The organism is Micromonospora sp. CNZ285, assembly GCF_004637285.1.
The window spans coordinates 572,780-597,291 of sequence record NZ_SPQD01000001.1 but is presented as its reverse complement, the minus strand read 5'-3'; the positions used below and the strand labels follow the sequence as shown (position 1 = coordinate 597,291).

Annotated in this window: 25 protein-coding genes; 13 read left to right on the top strand and 12 right to left on the bottom strand. The window is 74.9% G+C overall.

Going from position 1 to position 24,512, the window contains the following annotated elements; translation table 11 throughout:
* Positions 1 to 31 precede the first annotated feature (31 nt).
* From CLT75_RS02765 to CLT75_RS02745, 5 genes are read right to left on the bottom strand one after another with little or no spacing between them, the layout of a single operon-like run.
* Positions 32 to 1,522: a PfkB family carbohydrate kinase gene (locus tag CLT75_RS02765; protein ID WP_135239341.1), complete on the bottom strand. Its 1,491-nt coding sequence runs from the start codon at positions 1,520 to 1,522 to the stop codon at positions 32 to 34.
* On the bottom strand, positions 1,519 to 2,226 hold the full coding sequence (locus CLT75_RS02760) for an SIS domain-containing protein (protein WP_135239340.1): 708 nt from the start codon (positions 2,224 to 2,226) through the stop codon (positions 1,519 to 1,521). The genes CLT75_RS02765 and CLT75_RS02760 overlap by 4 nt, the downstream gene beginning before the upstream one ends.
* The gene (locus tag CLT75_RS02755; protein ID WP_135239339.1) at positions 2,226 to 3,443 is read right to left on the bottom strand and encodes a glycosyltransferase; all 1,218 of its coding nucleotides are present in this window, start codon (positions 3,441 to 3,443) and stop codon (positions 2,226 to 2,228) included. Before CLT75_RS02755 ends, CLT75_RS02760 begins: the two co-directional genes overlap by 1 nt.
* A complete protein-coding gene (locus tag CLT75_RS02750) occupies positions 3,428 to 4,402 on the bottom strand; it encodes a glycosyltransferase (RefSeq protein WP_135239338.1) in 975 nt (324 codons plus the stop codon). The genes CLT75_RS02755 and CLT75_RS02750 overlap by 16 nt, the downstream gene beginning before the upstream one ends.
* On the bottom strand, positions 4,399 to 6,063 hold the full coding sequence (locus CLT75_RS02745) for an HAD-IIIA family hydrolase (protein ID WP_135239337.1): 1,665 nt from the start codon (positions 6,061 to 6,063) through the stop codon (positions 4,399 to 4,401). The genes CLT75_RS02750 and CLT75_RS02745 overlap by 4 nt, the downstream gene beginning before the upstream one ends.
* A gap of 182 nt (positions 6,064 to 6,245) precedes the next feature.
* Between CLT75_RS02745 and CLT75_RS02740 the strand changes: the two genes are divergently transcribed.
* On the top strand, positions 6,246 to 6,692 hold the full coding sequence (locus CLT75_RS02740) for an SRPBCC family protein (protein WP_135239336.1): 447 nt from the start codon (positions 6,246 to 6,248) through the stop codon (positions 6,690 to 6,692).
* 90 nt (positions 6,693 to 6,782) lie between these two features.
* On the top strand, positions 6,783 to 7,550 hold the full coding sequence (locus CLT75_RS02735; protein WP_135239335.1) for a polyprenol monophosphomannose synthase: 768 nt from the start codon (positions 6,783 to 6,785) through the stop codon (positions 7,548 to 7,550).
* Positions 7,551 to 7,940: 390 nt separating this feature from the next.
* Here CLT75_RS02735 and CLT75_RS02730 read toward each other — a convergent pair whose 3' ends face one another.
* Positions 7,941 to 9,533: a phytoene desaturase family protein gene (locus tag CLT75_RS02730; protein ID WP_135239334.1), complete on the bottom strand. Its 1,593-nt coding sequence runs from the start codon at positions 9,531 to 9,533 to the stop codon at positions 7,941 to 7,943.
* Between the two features lie 72 nt (positions 9,534 to 9,605).
* Here CLT75_RS02730 and CLT75_RS02725 point away from each other — a divergent pair, with 72 nt between their 5' ends.
* Entirely contained in the window at positions 9,606 to 11,039 is a 1,434-nt protein-coding gene (locus CLT75_RS02725; RefSeq protein WP_135239333.1) for an aldehyde dehydrogenase family protein, read from the top strand.
* Between the two features lie 60 nt (positions 11,040 to 11,099).
* Here the strand turns inward: CLT75_RS02725 and CLT75_RS02720 are convergent, their stop codons facing one another.
* Positions 11,100 to 11,504, bottom strand: coding sequence for a ChaB family protein (locus CLT75_RS02720; RefSeq protein ID WP_135239332.1), 405 nt, complete (start codon positions 11,502 to 11,504; stop codon positions 11,100 to 11,102).
* 138 nt (positions 11,505 to 11,642) lie between these two features.
* On the opposite strand from CLT75_RS02720, the gene CLT75_RS02715 reads away from it, so the two are divergent.
* From CLT75_RS02715 to CLT75_RS02695, 5 genes are all read left to right on the top strand, one after another.
* Positions 11,643 to 12,665: a YihY/virulence factor BrkB family protein gene (locus CLT75_RS02715; protein ID WP_135239331.1), complete on the top strand. Its 1,023-nt coding sequence runs from the start codon at positions 11,643 to 11,645 to the stop codon at positions 12,663 to 12,665.
* 57 nt (positions 12,666 to 12,722) lie between these two features.
* Positions 12,723 to 13,139 carry a DUF2795 domain-containing protein gene (locus CLT75_RS02710; RefSeq protein WP_135239330.1) on the top strand — a complete coding sequence of 139 codons (417 nt, stop codon included), beginning with the start codon at positions 12,723 to 12,725 and terminating at the stop codon, positions 13,137 to 13,139.
* Between the two features lie 56 nt (positions 13,140 to 13,195).
* On the top strand, positions 13,196 to 13,657 hold the full coding sequence (locus CLT75_RS02705) for an SRPBCC family protein (protein WP_013285389.1): 462 nt from the start codon (positions 13,196 to 13,198) through the stop codon (positions 13,655 to 13,657).
* A 102-nt stretch (positions 13,658 to 13,759) separates the two neighbouring features.
* A complete protein-coding gene (locus CLT75_RS02700; RefSeq protein WP_030270328.1) occupies positions 13,760 to 14,023 on the top strand; it encodes a hypothetical protein in 264 nt (87 codons plus the stop codon).
* Between the two features lie 165 nt (positions 14,024 to 14,188).
* The gene (locus CLT75_RS02695) at positions 14,189 to 14,401 is read left to right on the top strand and encodes a hypothetical protein (RefSeq protein ID WP_013285387.1); all 213 of its coding nucleotides are present in this window, start codon (positions 14,189 to 14,191) and stop codon (positions 14,399 to 14,401) included.
* A 1-nt stretch (position 14,402) separates the two neighbouring features.
* Here CLT75_RS02695 and CLT75_RS02690 read toward each other — a convergent pair whose 3' ends face one another.
* The gene (locus CLT75_RS02690) at positions 14,403 to 14,849 is read right to left on the bottom strand and encodes a hypothetical protein (RefSeq protein ID WP_135239328.1); all 447 of its coding nucleotides are present in this window, start codon (positions 14,847 to 14,849) and stop codon (positions 14,403 to 14,405) included.
* A 163-nt stretch (positions 14,850 to 15,012) separates the two neighbouring features.
* Here CLT75_RS02690 and CLT75_RS02685 point away from each other — a divergent pair, with 163 nt between their 5' ends.
* On the top strand, positions 15,013 to 15,378 hold the full coding sequence (locus CLT75_RS02685; protein ID WP_209310257.1) for a DUF6401 family natural product biosynthesis protein: 366 nt from the start codon (positions 15,013 to 15,015) through the stop codon (positions 15,376 to 15,378).
* 60 nt (positions 15,379 to 15,438) lie between these two features.
* Here CLT75_RS02685 and CLT75_RS02680 read toward each other — a convergent pair whose 3' ends face one another.
* Positions 15,439 to 16,299, bottom strand: coding sequence for a mechanosensitive ion channel family protein (locus CLT75_RS02680; RefSeq protein ID WP_135239326.1), 861 nt, complete (start codon positions 16,297 to 16,299; stop codon positions 15,439 to 15,441).
* Between the two features lie 200 nt (positions 16,300 to 16,499).
* On the opposite strand from CLT75_RS02680, the gene CLT75_RS02675 reads away from it, so the two are divergent.
* The 3 genes from CLT75_RS02675 to CLT75_RS02665 all read left to right on the top strand — a co-directional run bounded on the left by CLT75_RS02675 (position 16,500) and on the right by CLT75_RS02665 (position 20,730).
* Entirely contained in the window at positions 16,500 to 18,653 is a 2,154-nt protein-coding gene (locus tag CLT75_RS02675; protein WP_135239325.1) for a SpoIIE family protein phosphatase, read from the top strand.
* A 9-nt stretch (positions 18,654 to 18,662) separates the two neighbouring features.
* On the top strand, positions 18,663 to 19,340 hold the full coding sequence (locus tag CLT75_RS02670; protein ID WP_135239324.1) for an HAD family hydrolase: 678 nt from the start codon (positions 18,663 to 18,665) through the stop codon (positions 19,338 to 19,340).
* A gap of 100 nt (positions 19,341 to 19,440) precedes the next feature.
* On the top strand, positions 19,441 to 20,730 hold the full coding sequence (locus CLT75_RS02665) for a cation:proton antiporter domain-containing protein (protein WP_135239323.1): 1,290 nt from the start codon (positions 19,441 to 19,443) through the stop codon (positions 20,728 to 20,730).
* A gap of 23 nt (positions 20,731 to 20,753) precedes the next feature.
* Here CLT75_RS02665 and CLT75_RS02660 read toward each other — a convergent pair whose 3' ends face one another.
* Positions 20,754 to 21,740 carry an FAD-dependent oxidoreductase gene (locus CLT75_RS02660; protein WP_209310424.1) on the bottom strand — a complete coding sequence of 329 codons (987 nt, stop codon included), beginning with the start codon at positions 21,738 to 21,740 and terminating at the stop codon, positions 20,754 to 20,756.
* A 54-nt stretch (positions 21,741 to 21,794) separates the two neighbouring features.
* On the opposite strand from CLT75_RS02660, the gene CLT75_RS02655 reads away from it, so the two are divergent.
* Positions 21,795 to 22,019, top strand: a complete 225-nt coding sequence (locus CLT75_RS02655; protein ID WP_135239321.1) for a DUF3072 domain-containing protein — start codon at positions 21,795 to 21,797, stop codon at positions 22,017 to 22,019.
* A gap of 2 nt (positions 22,020 to 22,021) precedes the next feature.
* Here the strand turns inward: CLT75_RS02655 and CLT75_RS02650 are convergent, their stop codons facing one another.
* Both CLT75_RS02650 and CLT75_RS02645 read right to left on the bottom strand, forming a co-directional pair.
* On the bottom strand, positions 22,022 to 22,522 hold the full coding sequence (locus CLT75_RS02650; RefSeq protein WP_135239320.1) for a YfcE family phosphodiesterase: 501 nt from the start codon (positions 22,520 to 22,522) through the stop codon (positions 22,022 to 22,024).
* A gap of 82 nt (positions 22,523 to 22,604) precedes the next feature.
* Positions 22,605 to 24,428: a glycoside hydrolase family 15 protein gene (locus tag CLT75_RS02645; protein WP_135239319.1), complete on the bottom strand. Its 1,824-nt coding sequence runs from the start codon at positions 24,426 to 24,428 to the stop codon at positions 22,605 to 22,607.
* Between the last annotated feature and the right edge of the window lie 84 nt (positions 24,429 to 24,512).

Below are 24,512 nucleotides of genomic sequence, written 5' to 3'. Positions count from 1 at the left end.
GCGACCGCGCCGGGTCGGATGCGTCGCTCGTTCATCGTGCTCCCTTCGCCGTGGACCGGACCTGCGCGACGGCCTCGGCCGGGTCGACCGACGCGGCCGGCCAGCCGCCGCTGCCCCGCCCGGCCCGCGCCGCCGCGATCATGTCGGTGGTCGAGCGCCCGTCGAGGTACGGCACGACCACTGTGTGGCCGCCCCAGCGGGCCAGGATCTCCGTCTCGGGCAGCGTCTCCGGGCCACCGCCGCTGGCGTAGTCGCCGCCCTTGACCCAGATGTCCGGACGCAGCCAGGACAGCGCCGCCTCCGGGGTCGGCTCGTCGAAGATCAGCACCGCGTCGACGCAGCCGAGCGCGGCGAGCAGCCGCCCCCGGTCGCCCTGCGGCACGACCGGGCGCTCCGGGCCCTTGAGCCCGGCGACGCTGGCGTCGGAGTTGAGGCACACCACCAGGCAGTCGCCGAGTTGCCGGGCCGCCTGGAGCGTCGCCACGTGCCCGGCGTGCAGCAGGTCGAAGCAGCCGCCGGTCGCGACGACGGTGCCGCCGGCCGCGCGTACCCGGGCCACCACCTCGCCGGCCGCCCCGGCGCCGATCCGGTCCCCGCCGCCGGTGACCACCTCCGGGGCCACCGCGCGCACCGGCGCGGGCAGCGCGGCGGCGACGCCGCCGCCGGCCACGTACGCGGACGCCTCGGCGACCGCCTCCTGCACCGCCTCGGACACCAGCGCCCCACGGGCCAGCGCGAGGGTCGCGGTGGACGCGAACCGGTCGCCCGCCCCGCAGGTGTCCCCCTCGGCGGGCGGCGCCGGCACCACAAGGGGCGTGGACCCGGCGTGGCTGAGCAGGGCGCCGTCCCCGCCGAGTGTCACCGCGACCGCGCGCGCCTGCCAGCGGCGGCGCAACGCGTGCGCGCTGCGGGACGCGACGGCCAGGCGGGAACCACCCGGCGGCGTCTTTGCCAGCTCGCGGGCCTCCGGCTCGTTCGGGGTCGCCAGATGCACACCGGGTACGGCGGCCGGTCCGCGCGGATGCGGATCCCAGACCACCGGCGCCCGGGTGGCGGTCAGCGCGGCGCGCAGCGCCGGATGAGCCGCCACGCCCCGGCCGTAGTCGCTGACCAGTACGGCGGACGCGTCGGCGATCAGCCGCAGCACGGCGTCGCTGGGCTGACCCGGCGTACCGGCGCTCCCGCCCCGGTCGTGACGCAGCAGCACCCGGCCGCGGGCCCGCAGCCGGATCTTCTCCGGGGTGGCGCCGGCCAGCGGAAGCGCGTACAGCCGGACCCCGGCGGCGGCGAGCAGGGTGCCCAGCCGGGCCCCGCCCGCGTCGTCGGCGACGGCGGTGACCAGCGCGACCTCGGCGCCCTGCGCGGCGGCGAAGACGGCGGCCAGCCCGGCGCCGCCCGGCCGGTCGGCGGAGACGGTCTCGTCGAGCACCGGCACCGGGGAGTCCGGGCAGAGCCGGTTCACCAGACCTTCGACGTCGCGGTCCAGCAGCGTGTCACCGAGCACCACCACCGGTCCCCTCATGCCGGGCCTCCCCGTCCGGCCGGCGCCGTCGGGTCCGGCTCGGTGAGATCCGGCTCGGTGAGGACGACCTCGACACCGGCGCGTACCGGCCCGGCCTGGGTCTGGGCGGCGAGCGCGGCGGGCAGCGCCAGTTCGACGTACTCGCAGAGCACGTGCGAGGCCACCAGGTGCAGTTCCTGCACCACCTGCCCGTCCGGCGAGTCGATCGCCAGGTGCTCGTGGCAGAGGTCGGCGAGGGGGTTGGGTGCGGGTCCGGTGAAGGCCCAGCAGCGCAGGCCGGTCTGGTGGGCGGCGTGGGCGGCGGTGAGGAGGTTGGTGCTGGTGCCGCTGGTGGACAGGAGCAGGAGGATGTCGTGCGGCCGGCCGTGGGCGCGGACCTGCCGGGCGAAGGTCTCGTCGTATCCGTAGTCGTTGGCGATGGCGCTGAGGGCGCTGGTTTCGGCGTGCAGGGCGATGGCGGACAGGGGTTGGCGGTCGTGGCGGAGCTTGCCGACGAGTTCGGCGGTGAGGTGCTGGGCTTCGGCGGCGCTGCCGCCGTTGCCCGCCACCAGCAGCCGGCCACCGGCGGCGAGCCGCTGCGCCAGTTCCTCACCCCAGCGGGCCAGCATCTGTTCCGCCTCCCGCAGCGGCAGCAGCGCGGCGGCCAGCAGGCTCAGGTGGTCCTCCAGCACCGTCGCGCCGGCCGCCGGCGTCCCGGCCGTCATCAGGCGACCACCCGGGTCGGACGGCGCACGGTGGCCACCTCGCCGTACAGCTCGGTGAGGCGGTCCGCGGTGGTGGCCCAGGAGTAGCGGGTGCGGGCCCGCTCCAGCGCGGCGGTGGCGTAGGCGAAGCGGCGGATCCGGTCGCCGAGCAGGCCCCGGAGTGCCGCGCCCAGGGCGGCCGGCTCCCGGGGCGGCACCAGGTCGCCGGTGCGTCCGGCCACCACCGTGTCGATCAGCCCGCCGACGGCGGTCGCGACCACCGGTACGCCGCAGGCCATCGCCTCCAGCGGGGTGAGCCCGAACGGCTCGTACCAGGGTGCGGCCACGAGCACGTCGGCCGACCGGTACCAGCGGCCCATCTCCTCCCGGGGGACCGCGCCGACCAGCCGGACCCGGTCGGCGACGCCGAGGGAGTGGGCCAGTGCGCGCAGGCGCAGCGCGTACGGGTCGGTCTCCAGCAGTCCGGCCGGCGGCCCGCCGACGACGACACACTCGGCGTCGGGCACCTCGGCGACGGCCCGGATGACGTCCTGGAAGCCCTTGCGTTCGACCAGCCGGCCGACGGTGAGGATGCGGGCCCGGCCGCCGTCGCGGTCGGCGACCGGGCCGAGCGGGGAGAACGTCGTGAGGTTCACCCCCGACGGCACCACTGTCATCCGGGACCGGGGCACGCCCATCCGGACCAGTTCGGCGACCTCGTCCTGGCACTGGGCGACCACCCGGTCCACCGAGCGGCCCAGCTTCCGCTCGTGCTCGACGCGGCCCGGCGGGCTGGTGTCCTGCACGCCCTGGTGGCGGCGCTTGACGGTGCCGAGCGCGTGGTACGTCTGCACCACCGGCACGCCCGCGCGGCGGGCCGCGGCGAGACCCGCGAGCCCGCTCATCCAGAAGTGCGCGTGCACCACCTCGGGCTGCCAGTCGCCGGTGCGCCACCGGCCGGCAAGCCACTGCCCGAACGACGGCATGTACGGCAGCAGGTCGTCCTTGGCCACCGGTTCGGCCGGCCCGGCCGGCACGTGCACCACCTCGTACCCGTCCGGGGTGCGGACGCTCACCGGCAGGTCCACCGCGTCGAGCCGGGTGTAGACGCGCACGTCGTGACCGGCGGCCGCGAGCGCGGCGGAGAGCTCCGCGACATGCGTGTTCTGGCCACCGGCGTCCTCCCCGCCGAGGACGGCGAGCGGGCTGGCATGCTCCGAGATCATCGCGATGCGCATACTTCCTCCTCCAGCAGCCGGTCCCAGTCGGCGAGGAATCGATCCAGGCCGTAGCGGTCCCGGGCGGCGGCCCGGGCCACGGCGCCCGCCCGGCGGGCGGACTCCCTGTCGTCCAGCAGGCCACGGGCGGCGTCGACGAGCGTGTCGACGCGGGTGGACAGCGCGCCCGCGGCCGGTGGCACCGCCTCCACCGCCTCGGTGGTCGCAAGTGCCACGACGGGCATGCCCATGGTCATGGCCTCGATGAGGCTGAGGCCGAGTGAGGTCCAGCGGCACAGGTGCAGGTACGCGCGCCGTTTGGCGAGTTCGGCGTGCATGGCGTGCTGGGGTACGTCGTCGTGGCTGGTCAGCCGGTCCTCGGGCAGGCCGAGGTGGGCGGCGAGACCGTCCACCTTCATCCCGTAGACGTCCAGCGGCGCCAGCGCGGCGAACCGGGCGAGCAGGTCGGTGCCGGTGACCCGCCAGCGGCGTACCGGCTCGTTGATGACCACGGCGAGGCGGTCGAGTTCGCCGGTCCACTCGACGGCCGGTGGTACGACGCCGTGGTCGACGACAGTGGTGCGGGTGCCGCCGTTGTCCCAGAACAGTTCGTTGAACGCGGTGACGTGGGTGAGCAGCAGGTCGTCGCGGTCGGCCATCGGGTGCCGGGTGTTCGGCACGTCGCCTTTCGGCGTGTTGTGCTCGACGTAGATCGCCGGCACGTCCCGCCCGGGCCGCCGGCCGAGCCACTCGGCGGCCAGGTCGAGTTCCTCGGGGCGTTGCAGGATCACCAGGTCGACGTCGGTGTCGCGCAGTTCGTCGGGAGTGACCTCCACGGCGCTGTCCGGCCACGGGTAGGTGCGCGCCCGGCCCAGCCCGTACGGGCCCCGATCAGGGGTGACCGGCACCAGGTAGCGGTGCTTGCCGTGCACGAAGGAGGTCGTCCACGACCCGTGGACGTGCCACAGCAGGATGTTCATCCGGCCACCCCGCCCGCCACCGGCGCCGGCACGCCGAGCAGCCGCAACGCCTCCAGCACCCGTCCCGGCTCGACAGCCGACAGGCACGGGTGCCCGGGCACCGGGCAGACGGTCGCGCGGGTGTCCCGGCACGCCGCCCCCGCGTCGCCCAGCCGCACCGTCGGCACCCGGTACGGCCCCCACTGCCCGAACGGCACCGTCGGCGCGAACAGGCTCACCACCGGCACGCCGAGCGCGGCGGCCAGGTGCGCCGGTCCGGTGTTGCCCACCACCAGCGCGCCGGCGCCGGCGATCACCGCCGCCAGGTCGTCCAGCCCGGTCCGCCCGCCCAGGTCCACACCGCCCGCCGCGGCCACGCGCGCGGTCAGCTCCCGCTCGTCCGGTCCGCCGGTGACCACGACCCGGTAACCGGCCGCGCCGAGCACGCGGACCACGCGGGTGGCCAGCTCCTCCGGGCAGGCGCGGGTCTCCACCGACGAGCCGGGGTGCAGGACCACGTAGCCGGGCTCGCCGGCGTCGGCCGCGGGCGGCGGAAGCCGGTCGGCGCGGATGCGCAACGCCGGTTCGTCCTGGCCGGGCAGCGCGAAACCGGCGGCGGCCGCGAGGGACAGGGCACGTTCCGGTTCGGGTACGCCTGCCGGCACGCGGTGGCGGACGTCGAGCAGGCTGCCCGGGTAGTCGTCGCTGATCGCGCTGATCCGCGGTATCCCGGCCAGGCGCAGCAGCAGGGCCAGAGGCAGGGCGGACTGGTGGAAGGAGGTGAACACGACGGCCTCGTCGGCGCGTACCTCCGAGAGCCGGTCGGTGAGCGCGCGTACGGCGCCGGGGTCGACGGGTGGGGCGGGCGCGTCGATCCACGGCAGCGGTGCCTCGATGATCTCGTCCACGCCGGGGAGCAGTTCGGCGGCGGCCCGGCCGCGTGGCCCGCACAGCAGCACCACCCGCTGCGCTCCGGCCGCTACCGCTCGGATGCCCGGCCCGGTCACCAGCACGTCGCCCGCCGCGTCGCTGCGGACCACCAGCACTGTGCCCCGGCGCGACCGGCGCGCGGGTTGCGGCGCGGCCGTCAGGCGCATCCGGGCCAGCACGATGCCCACCGCGTCCGGCAGGTCGGCGGCGACAGTGGGCGCGGCGGCCACCTCGGCGGCCCGGGTCGCGGGCGTGGGCACCATGATCGCGGCGGCGCCGGCAGCCGCGGCGGCTGCCGTGTCCGCGCCGATGTCGCCGATCAGCACGCACCGGGTGGGCGTGGTGCCGAGCGCGCGGGCTGCCTCGTGGACGAGGCCGGGCGCGGGCTTGCGGCAGGCGCACCCGTCGGCTTCCGCGTGCGGGCAGATCACCCAGTGGTCGAAGGGCCCGAGCAGTTCCTCCACCCGGGCGTTGACCAGACGCAGGTCGTGCGCGGTGAAGTATCCCCGGGCCAGGCCGGACTGGTTGGTGACCACGGCCAGCCGCAACCCGGCCGCCCGCAATCGGTCCAGTGCCTCCCGGGCGCCGGGCACGGGCCGTACCTTCTCGGGGTCGCCGTTGTACGGCACGTCCTCCACCAGGGTGCCGTCCCGGTCCAGCAGGACCGCGTCGTACAGGCCGGACGGGAACCGGTCAGCACCCGGGTCAACCCGGGCTGACCTGCACTGATCCCGCTCCTGGTCCCGTCGCACGGGCGGCGGGTTCCCGAGGCCCCGAGGAGTAAACGTCGGCGTCGGCGCCAGGCCGCCCCGCCGGTGCCGCACAGCCGGGTGCACGACTGCCACGACCGGCCCGGTCCGGCGATACCCGCCGCCCCGGAGAAGCTAACCCGGATCGCCGTTAGCGACCGCCCCCGCGGGGGTACCGCTCGGTGATGGCGGTTGTGGAGAAGGTGATCGACGCGCCCCCGGAGCAGGTCTTCGAGGTGCTCGCGGACGGGTGGACGTACAGCGACTGGGTGGTGGGCACCGCGCACGTGCGGGACGTGGACGACACGTGGCCGCGCGTCGGCAGCCGGCTGCACCACCGGGCCGGGCCGTGGCCGTTCTCGCTCCAGGACAAGTCGACGGTGCTGGAGTGCCGGGCGCCGCACCGGCTGGTGCTGCGCGCCGGGCTGTGGCCGGCCGGGGAGGCGATCGTGGCGTTCGCCCTGGAGCCGCTCGACGACGGCAGGACCCGGGTGACGCTCGGCGAGGACTTCGCCGCCGGGCCGTTGCGGTGGATCCGGACCAAGCTCAACGACCTGGTGCTGCATCTTCGTAACCGGGAGACGCTGGCCCGGCTGTCCGACATCGCGACGCGGCAGAAGCCGGAGCGGTGATCGATCGCCGGCGGGGCGTCTGTGCGGCCGCCGCGCGAGGGACTGGCTACCCTCTCAGGTGAACCTGTCGGCTGACCGAGGATGTCCGTGATGATCGAACCCGTGCAGTTACCCTCCCCGTGGGGGGATGCGCGCCTGACCGTCGTCGTTCCGACCTACAACGAGGCGGGCAACCTCCCGGTGCTGGTCGAGCGCCTCCTCGCGCTGCCACTGCCGGGGCTGAAGGTGCTGGTCGCCGACGACAACTCCCCGGACGGGACCGGCGAGGTCGCCGACAAGCTGGCCATCGAGCACCCGGACCGGGTGATGGTGGTGCACCGCCCGGGCAAGGAGGGCCTCGGCCGGGCGTACGTGGACGGCATCGGCCGGGCGCTCGACGACGGCGCGGACTTCGTCGCGCAGATGGACGCCGACCTGTCGCACCCGCCGGAGGCGCTGCCCGGCATGCTCGGGGCGCTGCTGTCCACCCAGGCTTCGGTGGTCATCGGCTCCCGTTACGTGCCCGGCGGTGAGCTGGACGAGAACTGGCCGCTGTACCGGCGTGCGCTCAGCGGCTGGGCGAACCTGTACGTGCACACGCTGCTGCGGGTCCGCATCCGCGACCTGACCGCCGGCTTCAAGATCTGGCAGGCGGACGCGCTGCGCGCGATCGGGCTGGACCGGGTCCAGTCCAACGGCTACAGCTTCCAGGTGGAGATGCACTACCTCGCCACCAAGCTGGGCCACACGATCCTGGAGGTGCCGATCCGCTTCGAGGAGCGCCGCGACGGCGACTCGAAGATGACCACCGCCACGAAGATCGAGAGCGCGCTGATGCCGTTCAAGCTGCGCAGCCGGCACCGCAACCTCGACTCCTGACCCGTCTCTCCCGCACCTCCACCGCGCCCTCACGCTGCGTCATTGTCACCGCGCGTGAGGGCGCGGTCGTCTCGCCACATTCCCTCGTCGCCCCTTTGCTCTGCAGCCATCGGCGCAACACCGCCCTGAGCAGGGGCGCTGTCCGGGACACCGTTTCGCCGAGCGCCCGCCTCGGACACGGTCCGTGACCGATGCGCAGGCGGCTGCAGAGCAAAGGCGGCGGCGCGGTCATCCCGCGGGGCGACACCGGACACCCAGCGTGACGCCCCGGAACAGCCCTCAGAGGTGGACGCCCGATCTCGTTCGCCGAGAGGCTGCGGTGGGTGTTCCGCAGTCGGTGCGGGCGGCGGTCTGCGGCAGCGTGAGGGGCAGTGGTGGGGCTCGGTCGGGTCAGCGGTAGATGGTGCGGTGGGCGGCGGCGATCGTGCGGGCGTACACCTCGCCGGTGACCGCCCGGTCGCGTGCCAGCGCGGCGCGCGCCGCGTTCGCTCCCGGTGCGCCGTGCACGCCACCACCCGGGTGGGCGGAGGCGCTGGCCAGGTAGAGCCGGTCCACCGGGGTGTCGGCGCGGCCCAGGCCGGGGATAGGCCGCAGGAACAACTGCTGGTACGCCGCGGCGGTACCCCCGCCGAGTGCTCCCCCGACCAGGCTCGGCTCGGCGTCCTCCAGGTCGGCCGGGCCGGCCACGTGCCGCCCGACGATCGACGCCCGGAACCCGGGTGCCGCCGCCTCCAGCACCTCCTCCATCCGCTCCACGTGCCCCGCGACCTCCTCGGCCCGCCAGTCGCGGCGGAACGGCAGGTGGGTGTAGGACCAGAGCGACTCGGTGCCCGGTGGTGAATGGCTCGGGTCGGCCACCGACATCTGCCCCACCAGCAGGAACGGATCCCGTGGGAGCTCGCCGCGGGCCAGCTCGGCCGCGTACGTGGTGAGCCCGTCGAGGTCGGCGCCCAGGTGCACGGTGCCGGCGCCGGCCAGGTCGCGGTTCTTCCACGGCACCGGCGCGGACAGCGCCCAGTCGACCTTGAGCGTGGAGCCGTCCCACTTGAAGTGCGCCAGGTCCTCGACCATCCGGGGCGGCAGCGCCGCCGCGCCGACCAGGTCGAGGAAGAGCGCCGGGGCGGGCACGTCGGCGAGCACCGCGCGCCGCGCACGCCAGTCGGTGCCGCCGGCGGTACGGACGCCCATCGCCCGGCCCCGGGCGGTGAGCACCCGCTCGACCCGGGCGCCGTACGTGATCCGCCCGCCCCGCTCGACCAGCCGCGCGACGAGCGCGTCGGTGATCCGCTGGGCGCCGCCGACCGGCACCGGCCAGCCCACCTGCTGGCCGAGCATGGCGAGCAGCCAGCCGTACACGCCGGAGCCGGCGTCCTCCGGGGACAGGTCGGTGTGCAGGGCGCAGCCGGCCAGCAGGACCGGACCGCCCTCGCCCTCGAACAGTTCCGCGCCGAGCTTGCGTACCGGCAGCACGAGGCGGCGGGCGAGCCGGAGCGCGCCGCCGACCCGGAGCTGCCGCAGCAGGCCCAGCCCGCCGCGTACCGGCGGGAACGGCGTGGTGATGGTCTGCAGCATCGGTTCGGCCACCTGGCACCAGTCGGCGTACGCGTGCCGCCAGCGCTCCCCGTCGCCGGGCGTGAACGCCTCCAGCGAGGCCGCGGTGGTGTCCAGGTCGCGGTTGACCACGGCGGCCCGGCCGTCCGGCAGCAGGTGCGCCAGCACGTCCGGCGCGTGCGTCCAGGACAGGCCGTGCCCTTCCAGGCCCAGCCCGTCGAGCACCGGCGAGGCGTAGCCGAGCGGGTAGAAGGAGCTGTAGAGGTCGCTGAGGTAACCGGGCGCCGTGACGTACGCGGAGCGCACTGCCCCGCCGGGCGCCTCGGTGGCCTCCAGGACCTCGACGTCCCAGCCGGCGTCCACCAGCAGGTTCGCGGCCACCAGCCCGTTGTGCCCGGCCCCGATGACGACGGCGTCTGCGGTGGAGGTCATCCGATCCGCCTACCCGGCCGGTCCCCGGGCGAAACGCGTTTGCCCCGCCCAGGCCGGGGCAAGCAGGGCCGCATGTACACGGTTGCGCAGCTCATTGGTGGAGTGTGGGGCGCCGGCGGCGAGGGCGGCGAACTGGTCGTCCACGATCCGGCGGACGGGTCGCCGGTGACCCGGGCGCCCGTCGCGACGGCCGACGAGGTGGCCAAGGCGGTCGAGGCGGCCCGGGGCGTGGCGGCGGAATGGGCCGCGACCGCAGCGGCGGAACGGGCCGCGGCGCTGCACCGGGCGGCGGACGCGGTCGAGGCGTCGGCCGACGAGCTGGCCGAGGCGACCACGGCGGAGATGGGCAAGCCGCTCGACGACGCGCGGGGCGGGGTGGCTGCGGGCATCGGCACGCTGCGACAGTACGCCGAGCTGGCCCCGCTACGGGGCGGCCGGACGCTGCACGGCGCGCACGACGCGCTGGACTTCATGGCCCCCGAGCCGCGCGGCGTGGTCGCCGCGATCACCCCGTGGAACGACCCGGTGGCGGTGTCCTGCGGCCTGCTCGGCGCGGCACTGGTCACCGGCAACGTGGTGGTCTACAAGCCGAGCGAGCGGACCCCGGCGACCGGCTGGCTGCTGGCCCGCGCGCTGGACTCGGCGCTGCCGGCCGGGGTGCTGTCGCTGCTCACCGGCGGCGGCGAGGTGGGCACCGCGCTGGCCGGCCAGGAGCTGGACGTGATCGCCCACGTCGGTTCCACCGCCACCGGCCGGGCGATCGCCGCCGCGGGCGCGCGGACGGGCGCGAAGGTGCTGCTGGAGAACGGCGGCAGCGACCCGCTCGTGGTGGACGCGGACGTCGACCCGATCTGGGCGGCCGAACAGGCGGCGCTCGGCTGCTTCGCCAACGCCGGTCAGATCTGCGTGGCGGTCGAGCGGATCTACGTGCACCGCGACGTCGCCGAGGGCTTCCTGGACGCGCTGGTGGCGCGCGCCGAGGCGCTGACCGTGGGTCCCGGCCGGGACCCGGGCACGCAGCTCGCGCCGCTGGTCGACCGGCGGCACCGGGACCACGTCCACGGTCAGGTCACCGCCGCGCTCGCCGACGGCGCCCGGGTACGCGCGGGCGGCGTGCTGCCGGACGGGCCCGGCGCGTTCTACCCGGCCACCGTGGTCGAGGGCTGCCGCCACGACATGGCGCTGGTCCGCGAGGAGACGTTCGGGCCGGTCGCCCCGGTGGTGGTGGTCGACTCGTTCAGCGAAGGACTGCGCTGCGCCGCCGACTCCCCGTACGGCCTGGCCGCCACCGTGCTGACCGGCTCGATGAGCCACGCCCAGCGCGCCTGGCGGGAACTGCCGGTCGGCACCGTGAAGATCAATTCGGTGTTCGGCGGGGCGCCGGGCGGCGCGTCCCAGCCGCGCCGGGGCAGCGGTCAGGGCTTCGGGTACGGCCCGGAACTGCTGGACGAGTTCAGCACCGTGAAGGCGGTGCACCTGGAGGCGCCGGGCGGCGGCCACTGGTGAGACGGCACGACACGAGCCCGGGACCGAGGCGGTCCCGGGCTCGGCGCGTACCCCCAGGGGTCAGCGACCCCCGCGGGCCTTGCGGGTCGCGTTGTCGTTGGCCTTCTCGATCGCCTTGACCAGTTCCGGCTTGGTCATCCGGGACCGGCCGCGCACGTCCAGTTTCTTCGCCACCTCCATGAGGTGGTCCTTGGTGGCGTTGGCGTCCACCCCGCCGGCCGTCGGCGCGCGCCGGGCCGGGCCGCCGCCTTCGGCCTGCTTGTCGCTGGGCCCCTTGCGGCCCTTGGGCTCCCAGTGGTCGCCCACCTTCTCGAACTCGTGCTTGACGGCGGCGAAGGCGGTGCGGTGCGCCCGCTCCCCCTCGCCGTACGTCTCGACTGCCGAGTCGTGCGTCTTCTCCCAGGTCCGCTGCGCCTTCGCCGGCGAGCGCCGCAGCGTGCTGGGCAGTACCTCGCGCCCGGGCATCTCGTCCTCCTGGAGTCTCGATCGGCTGTCTGGTGTGGTTCCCTCCCGCCCGGCGGGCAAACCGGCACCCGGTTTGTCGATTTCCCCCCGGGGGTACCGCCCGGCCACGCCCGACGGCGAGGCCTGGAGGAGGCGGACATGACCGTGACGACACCACAGACGGTCGGCGGCCGGACGCGGTCCCGCCTCCCCCGCCGGATCCGCCAGCTCAACTGGCGCACCTGGCGCGGCGTGCTGGTACGCAGCGGCAAGGGTTTCGTCACCGACAACTGCGCGGACTGGGCCGCGGCGCTCACCTACTACGGCGTGCTGGCCCTGTTCCCGTCCACGATCGTGGTGGTGGCGCTGGTCGGCCTGGTCTCCGACGGCCCGCGCACCGTCGACACCGTGATCGACCTGGCTCGGGAGATCGGCGCCGGCTCGGTGGTCGGCAACGACGCGTTCGTGGGTGTGGTGCGCAACGTGGTCGAGCAGCAGGGCTCGGCCAAGGTGCTGCTCAGCTTCGGTCTGCTCGGCGCGCTCTGGTCCGCGTCCGGGTTCATCGGCGCGTTCACCCGCGCCTCCAACGCGATCTACGGGGTACGCGAGGGCCGGCCGTTCTACCGGCTGCGCCCGTTGCAGATCGGCATGGCCGCGGTGACGATCGTGCTGCTCGCGGTGGTGGCCACCGGGCTGATCGTCAGCGGCCCGGTCACCGACGCGGTGGGCGACCTGCTGCACGCCGGGGCGGTGGCCCGCACGACGTGGTCGGTAGCGAAGTGGCCGCTGCTCGCGGTGGTCGCGATGACGCTGCTGTCGCTGCTGTTCTGGATCGCGCCGAACGTCCGCCAGCCGCGGTTCCGCTGGCTGACCCCGGGCGGCGCGCTGGCGCTCGTGGCCTGGGTGCTCGCCTCCTTCGGCTTCGGCCTGTACGTGGCGAACTTCGGCTCGTACGACGTCACGTACGGCAGTCTCGGCGCGGTCATCGCGTTCCTGGTGTGGCTCTACCTGTCCAACTGCGCGCTGATGCTCGGCGTGCAGGTGAACGCCGAGCTGCAACGCGGGCGGGCGATGCAGGCCGGGGTCGAGGACCCGGACGACCCGGTGCTGCCGCCGCGCGCCCCGGCCGGCGACGAGAAGGCGGACGGGGAGAAGACGGCCGACCGGTTGCCGCCCGGATGACCGGCTCTCCCGGCCGGCGCCGGTTTACCGGCGGTCCCCCGGGGCATCTCCCAAGGCATGGAACGTGGCAGCAGCAAGCACTCGCCCAGGGTCGACGACCAGATGAGCAGCGAGGTCAGCGGTCTCGTCCAAGGCGCCGGCACCGGCGGTTCGCGGGCCGAGGAGTTCCGGATCCCGGAGCCGGCCGGCGAGGACCAGCCGGAGGCCACCACGGCGCCGGCCGGGGAGCTGCGCAGCGGCACGCCGCAGGGCATGAGCTCCGAGGACGTCGAGGCGCGCAGCCGTCTGGGGCGGTTCATCACGATGACCGCCCTGCCCGGCGACCGGGAGGCGCTGCTGGCGAACGCGCGGGAGAACGAGGCGCCGACGGACATCGTCGCCGCCCTGGAGACCCTGCCCGCGGGCGCCCACTACCAGACGATCTCCGAGGTGTGGGCCGCGCTCGGGCACAGGAACGAGACGACGCGCTGGTGAGCGGGCCGGCCCACGGCCCGTCCGAGACACACCGGCGGAACAGGAGGAACCCCGACATGAGTGGCGTTACCGAGCACGTGGACGTGGACGTCCCGATCCGGACCGCGTACGACCAGTGGACCCAGTTCGAGGAGTTCCCGCACTTCATGGACGGCGTGCAGGAGGTGCGGCAGCTCTCCGACACGATGACCCACTGGACCGTGGAGATCGCGGGCGTGAAGCGCGAGTTCGACGCCGAGATCACCGAGCAGCTGCCGGACGAGCGGGTGGCCTGGCGCTCCACCGGGGGCACCCAGCAGGCGGGCGTGGTGACCTTCCACCGCCTCGACGAGGGGCACACCCGGGTCACGCTCCAGATGGAGTTCGAGCCGCACGGCGTGGTCGAGCAGGCCGGCGACAAGCTGGGCGTGGTCGACCGGCGTGCCAAGGGCGACCTGGAGCGGTTCAAGCAGTTCATCGAGCGGCGCGGTCAGGAGACCGGCGCCTGGCGCGGCGCTGTCGACCGCCCCACCCCCTGAGCCACCTTCCCCCGTACCCGAGTCTGGATGGCCGCCGGCGGTGCCGGCGGCCATCGCCGTGCCCGGCCGTTTGCGATCATCCGGTCCGGGTACCGCAGGGGAATGACCGACAACGACCGCCACGTGTGGCGCGACGAGGACCGCACTCCCCTGCACGAGCTGGACCAGGCCATCGCCCGGTCGGCCACGGACGGCCAGGGCGACGACGTCACCGCCAACGACGCCGGCGAGGAGGCCGCGTTCGGGCACGGCCCGGAGGCGGTGGACCGGGGCGCCGGCCCGGAGGCCGAGCGGCGGGAGATGACCGATGCGGACCGGGCGTACCGGCCGTCGACGATCGGGCGGACCGGCCCCGACAGCATGTGATCCGCCGGTGGCTGCGGGCACCCGTGCCGATGCCCGCAGCCACCGGATTCATGCTCGGCCGAAACGACAAAAAGTGCGGTACGGACGGCCGGGAAAACGGACAGCCCATCTAGAATCGGCCGAACGGCTGACGGCACTCCCCCTCATGCGCGCAAGACTTTCGGGATGCAACAGGGCTCCGGTTTCCTCTCCAACCGTCAGCGCAAGCTCGCGTGGCTGGGCTTCCTGCTCGCCGCGCTCCAGGCTCCGGTCTCCGCCCGGTTCACCGAGGACAGCTCCTGGCTGTTCAGCCTGGTGGTGGCGCTGATGGTCGCGACCGTGATCATCGCCGACGACGGCGCCCGCCGCCGCCCGGCCGACGCCCGCTCCTCCGACTGAGTCAGCGCGTGCCGGGGCGCGCCTCGTGCCCCGGCATCCCCCGGCTGCGGCGGCGCTCCTTCATCTCCGCCTCGTAGAGGTGCCGCCGGCCCTCGACCAGCTCGTCGCGGGCCCGCCGGTCCAGCTCCCGGAAGAGCGCGTAGTACCCGTCGTCGAAGTCCTCGACGATCTGGAACGTCCACCGCCCGGCGATGACGTTGCGGCCGAGCAGTTCCCTGTCGATCCGCTCGGCGAGCGCCGGGTGACCGGCGGCGCGGAACATCTCCACCGCGTCGTCGAGCATCAGGTCGGCGTGGCCGATGAGCTGGTGCAGCTCGTACAGGTGGCCGCGGGCCCGCTCGACGCACTCCAGGGCCTCGCTGAGCTTGCCCAGCGCCTCGACCGTGGCGTCACTCACTCCCTCCGGGCGCCGGTGTGCCCGGTCCGGTCCGTCGGCCCGCTGTCCCATCGTGTCCCTCCGTGACCCCGGTCGCGTGCTCTGCGTACCGGACTTCTGCCCCCGCACGGGCGACTCAATCCCGCCGGACGACGCGACGGCTCCCCCGGACGACCCGGACATCCCCCGCTCGGCCGAGGCCGGACCCCGGCGGGCGGCGTTAGCCTCGGACACCATGCGCGTGCCGAACAACCGGGTCGCGACCCGCCGCTCCGCGGCCGTGGCCGCGCGGACGACCCTCACCTCGCTGACCGCCGCCGTCGGCACCGCCGGCCTCGCCGCGGCCCACGCGAACCCCGGGCTGCTCGCCGAGGTCGACCAGCACGCCGCCGGGGTACGCGACAGCCTCGACGGCGACCGCCGGCCACTGACGGTGGCGGCGCTCGCCGGGTACGTCGAAGGGCTGCGCGACGCGGCGGCCGAGCACGGCTGGACGCCGCCGGCCGAGCCGGTGGACTGGTCCGAGCCGGACTGGACGCTCACCCGCCTGCTCGCGGTGTGCCTGCTGGCCCGCGGGCTGGACCCGCGCCACCTCGCCTGACCAGGGCACGGCTACGGGGCGCCCGCGATCGCCCCGCGGACACCCCGTCACCCGTTGCCGTCAGCCGTTCGGCCGGCGGAACTGCTGTGTCTCGTCCCCTGCCTCGCCGGAACGGTACGTGCCCGCGCCCGACATGGACGACTGCTGCGCCGCCGGTGCCGGTTGCCCGCCCCGGTCGGCCATCCGCCGCTCGTAGTCGCCACGGCCGGCCTGCTGCGCCTGCCGCTGCTGCCGGATCGCCCGGGACTCCTCGGCGGCCCGGTGCAGCCAGCCGTCCCAGCGGTCCTGCATCGGCTTGACCAGACCACCACCGACACCGACGATCAGGATGCCGGCCACGGTGGCGAGGAACGCCACGAGCACCGGTGTGGTCACCGTGGTGGCGATGCCCACCTGGTTCAGCGCGGCGATGATGCCGAGCGCCAGGATGAAGATCGCCGTCACGTCGGCCAGCACCCGGCCGTACGAGAGCCCGCCGAGCGCACCCGAGACCAGGTCCCGGACGGCGTTGGCGATGGCGGCGGCGATCACCACGATCACGATCGCCACGAAGGCCCGCGGCAGCCAGGACACCACCCCGCGGATCAGGTCGCTGATCGCGTTCGGTCCCCACACCCCGAAGGCGAACTGCAGGGTGAACAGCAGGACCGCGTAGTAGGCCAGTCTGGCCAGTATGTCGCTGGCGTCGTACTTGGTGCGTTCCAGGGCCCGTTTGATCCCGCCGCGCTCCACGGCGCGGTCGAACCCGACCCGTTCCAGTGCCGCGTCCACGATTTTGAGGACGGCTCGGGCGATGAGCCAACCCACGACGAGGATCGCGATGAACGCGATCGCCCGCGGTACGAAGAGCAGCACCGACCTCCAGAAGTCGGTCCAGGCCGCACTGATGTCGACCTGTCCGACCGCGAGGGTTTTCGGCATGATGTCCCTCCTGTCGCGTGAACTGCGCCGCCCGCATACCCGGTGACCTGGGCCGCACGCCGGGCCGGACCGGGCCAATTTCCCGACATGGCCTGCCGAATCGGCCGTGACCTGCCCGAACATCCGCGCCGCGGGCCAGCCGCGTCCGCCACGGACGCATGATCGGAACCACCCGGCCATGCTCCGGTTAGGCTGCGGTCATGCCAGGCACCGTCGGTCGGGTTCCCACACCGTCCGCCCCCGCACCGGGAGCGCCCACCGATCCCGTCGTCGGCGGGCAGGCGGCCGGGACCACCCACCCGTGGGCCGGTACGCCGCTGGGCGCCCCGCACACCTGGGACCCCGCGGTCCGCGCCGTGGCGGACGTGGTGCTCGCCTCCCCGGTCCCGATGGCCCTGCTCCTCGGCGACGACCTGGTGGTCTTCTACAACGACGGGTACGCCGAACTGATCGGCGACCGGCACCCGGAGGCGCTGGGCCGGCCGGCGGCCGAGGCGTTCGCCGAGGTGTGGCGCGACCCGGGCGCCGGCGAGGCGCTGGAGCGGGTCTACCGGCACGGCGAGCCGTTCCTGCAACGGGAGGCGGTGCTGCCGGCCGACCGGCAGGGCCCGGCCGAGCCAGCCGTGTTCACCAGGGGCCACTGCCCGGTACGCGACTCCACCGGCCGCATCGTCGGCGTGCTGACCGTCTCGGCGCAGACCACCCAGCTGACCCAGCAGTTGCAGAGCCTGAGCGACTTCGCGGCGGCACTGGCCGGCACGCTCACGCTCGACGACGTGGCCCGGGTGACGCTGCGCTACTGCCTGCACTCCTTCGACGCCGACCGGGTGTCGTTCGCGGTGGACGAGGGCAGCGCGTGGCGGCTGGTCCGCCGCATCCGCGGCGAACTGCTCGACGAGGCCGACGAGCGGCTGCCCCCGCTGTGGCGCCGGATGTCCGCCGAGTCACCGCTGCCGGCGGTGGTGACCGCGCGCAGCGGCGTGGCCTCGTTCACCGCCGACGGGCAGCCGCTGCGCGGCGTCGCGGCGGACCGGCACGACGAGAAGATCCGCGCGCTGGCGGCGCTGCCGCTGCGGACCACGGTGGTCCGGGGCTCGCTGACAGTGGGCTACCGGACGCCGCGCCCCTGGTCCCCCGCCGAACGGGCGCTGCTGACCGCCTCCGCGGAGCTGGTCGGCCAGGCCGCCGAGCGGGCCCGCCGCTTCGAGACCCAGCACGGCACCGCCCAGATGCTGCAACGCAGCATGCTGCCGGAACGGCTCCCGGAGCTGCCCCGGCTGCGTATCGCCGCCCGCTACGACCCGGGCGTGGACGGCAACGCGGCCGGCGGCGACTTCTACGACGCGTTCCTGCTGCCGACCGGCGCGCTGGGCGTGGTGCTGGGCGACGTGGCCGGGCACGACGTGCAGGCCGCGGCCCGGATGGGCCAGGTACGCGCCGCGCTGCGCGCGCTCGCCCTGGTCGACTCCCGGCCGGACGCGGTGCTCGACGGGCTGGACCGGCTGGTCGCCAGCCTCGGCGTCGAGGGCGGCACCCAGGAGCTGTTCGTGACAGTGGTCTTCGGGGTGGTCGAGGCGGACCGGGAGCTGGTCACGCTGGCCAGCGCCGGTCATCCCGCGCCGCTGATCCGGCGCGCCGGACCCGGCGCGCCGGTGGCCGAGTTCGTCGACGTGCCGCCCGCTCCTCCGCTGGGCCTGGGCGGGCGGGCGCGTACCGCCACCGTGCCGTTCCGCCCGGGCGACACGCTGCTGCTCTACAGCGACGGCGTGGTGGAGCGGCGCTGGCAGGACCTGGCCGCCGGGATGGCCGGGCTGGGCGCGGCGGTGACCGGGGCGGCCGGCGGCGACCCGCGCGCGCTGTGCGCGGTGGCGACCGCGTCGGTGCCGGGCGCCACCGAGGACGACGTGGCGGTGCTCGCCGTCGAGTACGCGGTGCGCCCCAGCCGGTCGGCGAGCATGGAGGTGCCGGCCGAGCCGACCGCGCCGAGCCGGGTCCGGCACTGGATGACCGCGCAGCTCGGCGAGTGGCGGGTGCCGGAGGCGGTGATCGGCGCGGCGGTGCTGTGCACGAGCGAGCTGACCACTAACGCGCTGCTGCACGCCGGTACCGCCGCCCGGGTCGAGGTCGACCTGTCCGCGGAGCGGCTGCTGGTGTCGGTGGCCGACTCGGGCACCCGGGGTCAGGTCACCCGGGCGCAGACCGACACGCTCAGCAGCCGGGGCCGCGGGCTCGGGCTGATCGAGGAGCTGAGCGACGCGTGGGGCACCGACCCGACCGTACGCGGATCGACTGTGTGGTTCGAGATCCTCATTCCGGCGGGTGAGTCGCGCGTCGGCGACGCCCCGGCCGGGTAGGAGCCGGACATGGCCGACGACAAGCGACGCGGTGTCCTGTTCGACGTGGACGGCACCCTGGTCGACACGACGTACCTGCACACGGTGAGCTGGTGGGAGGCGCTGCGCCAGGCCGACCACCGGGTGCCGATGGCGCGGATCCACAGGTCCATCGGCATGGGCTCGGACAAGCTGCTCGACCACCTGCTCGGCGCGGAGCGGGACCGGGACGCCGACGGCCGGCTGCGCGACGCGCACGACGCGCTGTACGCGGAGTACTGGGAGCGGCTGGCGCCGCTGCCCGGGGCGCGGGAACTGCTGCGCGCCTGCGCCGAGCGCGGGCTGCGGGTGGTGCTGGCGACCTCGGCCGCCGAGCACGAGGTGACAGCGCTGCGGGCCGCGCTGGACGCGGACGACGTGATCGACTCGGTCACCTCGTCAGCCGACGCGCAGGAGAGCAAACCGGCGCCGGACATCCTGGTCGCCGCGCTTGAGCAGTCGGGGCTGACCGCCGAGCGGGTGGTGTTCGTCGGCGACTCGGTCTGGGACGTGGCAGCGGCCGGCAAGCTGGACATCCCCTGCATCGGGCTGACCTGCGGCGGCACCGGCCGGGCGGAGCTGGCCGGCGCGGGCGCGGTGGCGGTCTACGACGACCCGGCGGCGCTGCTGGACGCCCTGCCGGACAGCGCCATCGGCACGCTCGGCTGACCGGCGGTCAACCGGCGGGCACGCGAACGCTTAACCGGGCCCGCTTCGGGGCACTGCTGGACTCCACCGCCCGGCCGCCGGGCGTCGGAAGGGTGGTGTCGTGGAACCGGTCGATGTCGCGTTCGCTCTGCTGGGCGTCGGTGCGCTGCTGGCCGGGGTGCTGCCCCGGGTCCTGGAGCGACGGCCGCTGTCGATGCCGATCGCGTTCCTCGGGCTCGGCATGCTCGTGTTCGTGCTGCCCACCGGTCTGCCCACACCGGACCCGCTGCGCTGGCCGGAACTGACCACCCACCTCACCGAGGTCGGCGTGATCGTCGCGCTGATGGGCGCCGGCCTGAAAATCGACCGTCCGCTGAGCTGGGCCCGCTGGTCGTCGACGTGGCGGCTGCTGGCGATCGCGATGCCGCTGTGCATCGCCGCGGTGGCGCTGCTCGGCTGGTGGTGGGCCGGTCTGGTGCCGGCCGCGGCGCTGCTGCTCGGCGCGGCGCTCGCGCCCACCGACCCGGTGCTCGCCTCCGACGTGCAGGTGGGCGAACCGACCGATGTGGAGGACTCGGAGGACGAGGTGCGCTTCGCGCTCACCTCGGAGGCGGGCCTGAACGACGGGCTCGCCTTCCCGTTCGTGTACGCGGCCATCGCGATCGCCACCACCGGGCTCGCGCCGTCCGGCTGGCTCGCCGAGTGGTTCGCGGTGGACGTGCTCTACAAGCTCGCCGCCGGGGTGGGCGGCGGGCTGCTCGTCGGCTGGCTGCTCGGCAAGCTGTTCTTCCGCGCCCCGAGCAAGCTGCGGCTGGCCCGGCACTCCGAGGGCTTCCTCGCGCTGGCCGCGACGTTCCTCGCGTACGGGCTGGTCGAGGTGATCGGCGGGTACGGCTTCCTGGCCGTGTTCGTGGCCGCCCGCGCGATCCGGGCCGCCGAGCGTACGCACGAGTTCCATTCCGTGCTGCACGACTTCGCCGAGCAGGTGGAGCGGCTGCTCACGGTGCTGTTGCTGCTGCTGTTCGGCGGCGCGGTGATCGGCGGGCTGCTCGCGCCGCTGACCTGGCCGGCGGCGCTCGCCGGGCTGGCCCTGGTGCTGGTGATCCGGCCGCTGGCCGGGTGGCTGTCGCTGCGCGGGGCGCCGGGCAGACCGGCCGAGCACTGGGTGATTTCGTTGTTCGGCATCCGCGGTGTCGGCTCGTTCTACTACCTGGCGTACGCCACCAGCAAGACCGACTTCCCGCAGGCGGAACTGGTCTGGGCCACTGTCGGTCTCGTGGTGGTGGTGTCGGTGGTGGCGCACGGGATCGCCGCGACACCGGTCATGCAGTTGCTGGACCGGGAGGGCGAACGCACCGGCGAGGACACGCGGGCCGGGTCGGCGGCGCAACCGGTGGGCGCCACCGGCTGAGCGCGCCCCGGGTCGGGGCCGGATCAGCCCAGCCGGGCGGCGAGCGCGCGGCCCAGGTCCCGGCCGGAGCGCCAGGCGGTCTGCACGCGCGGGCGGCCGAACGCGTCACCGGCCAGGCCGATGCCGTCGTCGTCCAGGTGGAACGTGGCGCTCCCGGCGTGCGCGGCCGGGGACGCGTACGTCCAGCGGTGCACGTGGCCCGACACCGCCGGCTCGGGCAGTCCGAGCAGGTCGCGGACCGCCTGCTCGATCGCCGGGCGGGCGGCGGTGGGCTGGAGCAGGTGCCCGGCGGCGAACCCGGCGGTGGTGTGCGCGACGAGCACCGGCGCGCCGTCGCCACGCCGGTCGCCGTCGTCGCAGACCAGGCTGAGCACGGGGTGGTCGTTGACGAACGCGCCGCGGAAGTCCGCCCAGCGGCGGGCCGGGAAGTGCAGCACTCCGGTCAACGCCGACGACCAACGTTGCGCGGCCACCGCCCGGGTCGCCTCGGCCAGCGCCGGGTCCAGCAGCAGCGCGGCCTGCGGGCCGGGCATGGCGAGCACGACCGCCTCGGCAGCGGTGCCGTCCACCCGGGCTCCGGGCTCGACTGTCATCACCAGCCGGTCGTGCGTCACCGGCAGGTCGGCGGCGAGGTGCTCGACGAGCGACCGCAGCCCGCGCGGGGCGGCCCAGCGCATCGGGCCGGTGACCTGCTCGCGTCCGCGCGGCCCGTACGCGACGAGCGTGTCGGTCCACTCCCGGGCCAGCCCGGCGTCCCGCCACCGGTCCACCACGGCGGCGAAGTCCGCGTCGTCCACGGTGAAGTACGCGGCGCCCAGGTCGGCCGGGCGGCCGTCGAAGCGCTTGCTGGCCATCCGCCCGCCGGTGACCCGGGCGCGTTCGCGTACCCGCACCGGGATGCCGGCCCGCGCCAACTCGGTCGCGCACGCCACCCCGGCGATGCCCGCGCCGACCACCACCACGCCCGCCCGCTCCGCCGCCACCAGGTGATCGTAGGCGGCGGGCGGCATGAACCCGCCGGGCCGGGGGTAGTGGTACACCTGTTCGAGGAGAGGTGAATCAGCATGGCCGAGCGCGCCAACACCAGCGGCAGGAACGTGAACCCGGACGCCGCCGTCAAGGACCCGGACGACTGGGTCACCGGCGACGAGCCGCCCACCGCCGCCCAGGAGTCGTACCTGCACACCCTGGCCCAGGAGGCGGGCGAGCCGGTGCCGGAGGGCCTGACCAAGGCCGAGGCGTCCCGGCGGATCGACGAGCTCCAGGCGGAGACCGGCCGGGGCCGCTGAGGTCAGCGCGGGGGCAGGCGGTGCAGTTCGACCCGGTCGAGCCGCCCCGCCGCCACCCGCGCGGTCAGGTAGGTGGCGTACGGCTGCGCCCGCCGGTCGGTGGGCGAGCCGGGGTTGAGCAGGCGCAGGCCACCAGGGGCGACGGTGTCCCAGGGGATGTGCGAGTGTCCGAAGACGAGCAGGTCGCGGTCGCCGTACGCGGCGGCGCAGCGCTCCTCGCGGCGGGTCTTCGGACCGGTCTCGTGCACCACCGCGACGCGCAGGCCGTCCAGTTCGACCCGGGCCACCTCGGGCAGCCGGGCGCGCAGCTCCGGCCCGTCGTTGTTGCCGTACACGCCGACCAGGCGGCGCGACCGCTCCTCCAGCGCGTCCAGCAGCGCCACGTCCACCCAGTCCCCGGCGTGCACCACGACGTCCGCGGCCTCGACGGCCGCCCACAGCGGCCCCGGAAGATCCCGCGCCCGTTTCGGCACATGCGTGTCCGCCATGATCACGAGTTCCACCGCCTCATCCTCCCCCACCCCCCGCTCCCGGGGTCGATCATGACGTTGGCGGCACTCAGGGAGATCGACATCGCCGTCAACCTCATGATCGACGCGAAGCGGGCGCGGGGTGGCGGGAGGCGGGGGCACGGGCACGGGCGGCGGCGTCGGTGATGCGGCCGGCGGCGATGATCAGGCCGATGTGCGAGTACGCCTGCGGGAAGTTGCCGACCTGCTCGCCGGTGTCCTGGTCGATCTGCTCGGCGTACAGGCCGAGGTCGTTGGTGCGGGCGGCCAGCCGCTCGAACAGCCGCCGGGCCCGGTCCAGCTCCCCCGCCTCGGCCAGGCAGGCGGCCAGCCAGAACGAGCAGATCACGAACCCGGCCGGGTCGCCGTCCCAGCGGCGCAGCAGCCCGTCGCGGGACAGCCGCCGCTCCAGCACGTCCATCGTGGCGCGCATCCGCGGATCGTCCGCCCGCAGGAAACCGACCAGCGGCATGACCAGCACCGAGGCGTCCAGGTCGTCGGCACCGAACGCCCCGGTGTACGCACCGACCCGCTCGTTCCAGCCGTGGGTGAGCACCGTCGCCCGTATCTCGTCGCGGGCGGCGGCCCAGCGCGCCACGTCGGCGGGCTCGCCGATGCGGGAGCCGAACCGGACCGCCCGGTCCAGCGCGGTCCAGCACTCCACCTTCGACGACACGTAGTGCCGCTCCGGGCCCCGCCCCTCCCACATCCCCGCGTCGGGCCGGTGCCAGCCGCGCTCGGCCTGGTCGGCGAGCGTCCGCAGCAGGTCGCGGACCTCCGGTGACATCGGGTCGAGGTAGTACCGCATCAGCCAGGCGGCGTCGAGCACCTCGCCCAGCACGTCGTTCTGCCGCTGCCGCCAGGCGTCGTTGCCGACCAGCACCGGGCGGCTGTGCTCGTACCCGGCCAGGTGGTCGAGGTCGTGCTCGGTCAGGTCCCGCTCCCCCTCGACGCCGTACATGATCGGCACCGGCTCGTCGCCGATCCGGCCCATCGCCCGCGCCACCCAGGTGAACTGCCGGTCCGCCTCGTCCGGGCAGGCCGCCCGCCACAGCGCCTGGAGCGTGAGGCTGAAGTCGCGCAGCCACACGTAGCGGTAGTCGTAGTTGCGGTCGCCGCCGACCTTCTCCGGCACCGAGGTGGTGGCCGCCGCGACGACGGCGCCGCTGGGCGCGTACGTCATGCCCTGCACCGCGAGCGCGCTGCGCCGCACCTCGTCGCGGTACTCGCCCTGGTAGTCGTGCAGCGCCGACCAGGACCGCCAGCCGGCGACCGTCCCGGCCACCACCTCGGCGGCGTCGGGCAGCGCCGGTGCGGTGCCGGCGTACGTCGGGGCGTACCCGAGGGTGAAGCGGTGGACGCTGCCGGCGCGGGCGGTGAACCGTCCGGCGGCGGCCCCCTCGGCGACTGTCAGCGGGACGTCGGCGCGCAGCTCCAGCCGGCAGGCGCCGGCGGTGGCGGCCACCACGCCGTCGTGCTCGGTGAGGTAGGCGCCGACCCGGCCGTACTCGAAGCGCGGCGCGTACTCGACGCGCATCGGCACCTCGCCGGTGAGCCCCTCGACCAGCCGGGCGAGCACCCGGGGCGAGCGCATCCCGATGTCGTGACCCCGCGCGCCGTGCTCCAGCGCCAGCGCGTCGGTGACGGCGACCGTGCCGGTCGCCGTGGTGAAGACGGTACGCAGCACCAGCGTGTCGTCCAGGTAGGACCGGCTGCTGGTGGCCGCGCCCTCGGGGCGGATGCTCCAGTGCCCGGCGTCGGAGTCGAGCAGCCGCCCGAACACCGACGGCGCGTCGAACCGGGGCGGGCACCACCAGTTGACCGAGCCGTCGCTGTCGACCAGCGCCGCGCTGCGCCCGTCGGCGAGGAAGCCGTGCTCGCTGATGTGTCGGGTCGGCACGGGTGTGGCTACCCGGCCCGGGGCACCGGCATGCCTCGCCACATCGGTCCGGCCCGGCGCGTTACCGCTGCCCGGCGCCGGGAA

Excerpts from the sequence above, each read along its gene's own strand:
- CLT75_RS02680 (WP_135239326.1), bottom strand. The coding sequence starts at position 16,299 with ATGCCGAAAACCCTCGCGGTCGGACAGGTCGACATCAGTGCGGCCTGG.
- CLT75_RS02670 (WP_135239324.1), top strand. The coding sequence starts at position 18,663 with ATGGCCGACGACAAGCGACGCGGTGTCCTGTTCGACGTGGACGGCACC.
- CLT75_RS02760 (WP_135239340.1), bottom strand. The coding sequence starts at position 2,226 with ATGACGGCCGGGACGCCGGCGGCCGGCGCGACGGTGCTGGAGGACCAC.
- CLT75_RS02710 (WP_135239330.1), top strand. The coding sequence starts at position 12,723 with ATGGAACGTGGCAGCAGCAAGCACTCGCCCAGGGTCGACGACCAGATG.
- CLT75_RS02755 (WP_135239339.1), bottom strand. The coding sequence starts at position 3,443 with ATGCGCATCGCGATGATCTCGGAGCATGCCAGCCCGCTCGCCGTCCTC.
- CLT75_RS02715 (WP_135239331.1), top strand. The coding sequence starts at position 11,643 with ATGACCGTGACGACACCACAGACGGTCGGCGGCCGGACGCGGTCCCGC.
- CLT75_RS02730 (WP_135239334.1), bottom strand. The coding sequence starts at position 9,533 with ATGACCTCCACCGCAGACGCCGTCGTCATCGGGGCCGGGCACAACGGG.
- CLT75_RS02655 (WP_135239321.1), top strand. The coding sequence starts at position 21,795 with ATGGCCGAGCGCGCCAACACCAGCGGCAGGAACGTGAACCCGGACGCC.
- CLT75_RS02705 (WP_013285389.1), top strand. The coding sequence starts at position 13,196 with ATGAGTGGCGTTACCGAGCACGTGGACGTGGACGTCCCGATCCGGACC.
- CLT75_RS02690 (WP_135239328.1), bottom strand. The coding sequence starts at position 14,849 with ATGGGACAGCGGGCCGACGGACCGGACCGGGCACACCGGCGCCCGGAG.
- CLT75_RS02740 (WP_135239336.1), top strand. The coding sequence starts at position 6,246 with ATGGCGGTTGTGGAGAAGGTGATCGACGCGCCCCCGGAGCAGGTCTTC.
- CLT75_RS02720 (WP_135239332.1), bottom strand. The coding sequence starts at position 11,504 with ATGCCCGGGCGCGAGGTACTGCCCAGCACGCTGCGGCGCTCGCCGGCG.
- CLT75_RS02765 (WP_135239341.1), bottom strand. The coding sequence starts at position 1,522 with ATGAGGGGACCGGTGGTGGTGCTCGGTGACACGCTGCTGGACCGCGAC.
- CLT75_RS02685 (WP_209310257.1), top strand. The coding sequence starts at position 15,013 with ATGCGCGTGCCGAACAACCGGGTCGCGACCCGCCGCTCCGCGGCCGTG.
- CLT75_RS02725 (WP_135239333.1), top strand. The coding sequence starts at position 9,606 with ATGTACACGGTTGCGCAGCTCATTGGTGGAGTGTGGGGCGCCGGCGGC.
- CLT75_RS02695 (WP_013285387.1), top strand. The coding sequence starts at position 14,189 with ATGCAACAGGGCTCCGGTTTCCTCTCCAACCGTCAGCGCAAGCTCGCG.
- CLT75_RS02750 (WP_135239338.1), bottom strand. The coding sequence starts at position 4,402 with ATGAACATCCTGCTGTGGCACGTCCACGGGTCGTGGACGACCTCCTTC.
- CLT75_RS02735 (WP_135239335.1), top strand. The coding sequence starts at position 6,783 with ATGATCGAACCCGTGCAGTTACCCTCCCCGTGGGGGGATGCGCGCCTG.
- CLT75_RS02700 (WP_030270328.1), top strand. The coding sequence starts at position 13,760 with ATGACCGACAACGACCGCCACGTGTGGCGCGACGAGGACCGCACTCCC.
- CLT75_RS02660 (WP_209310424.1), bottom strand. The coding sequence starts at position 21,740 with ATGCCGCCCGCCGCCTACGATCACCTGGTGGCGGCGGAGCGGGCGGGC.
- CLT75_RS02675 (WP_135239325.1), top strand. The coding sequence starts at position 16,500 with ATGCCAGGCACCGTCGGTCGGGTTCCCACACCGTCCGCCCCCGCACCG.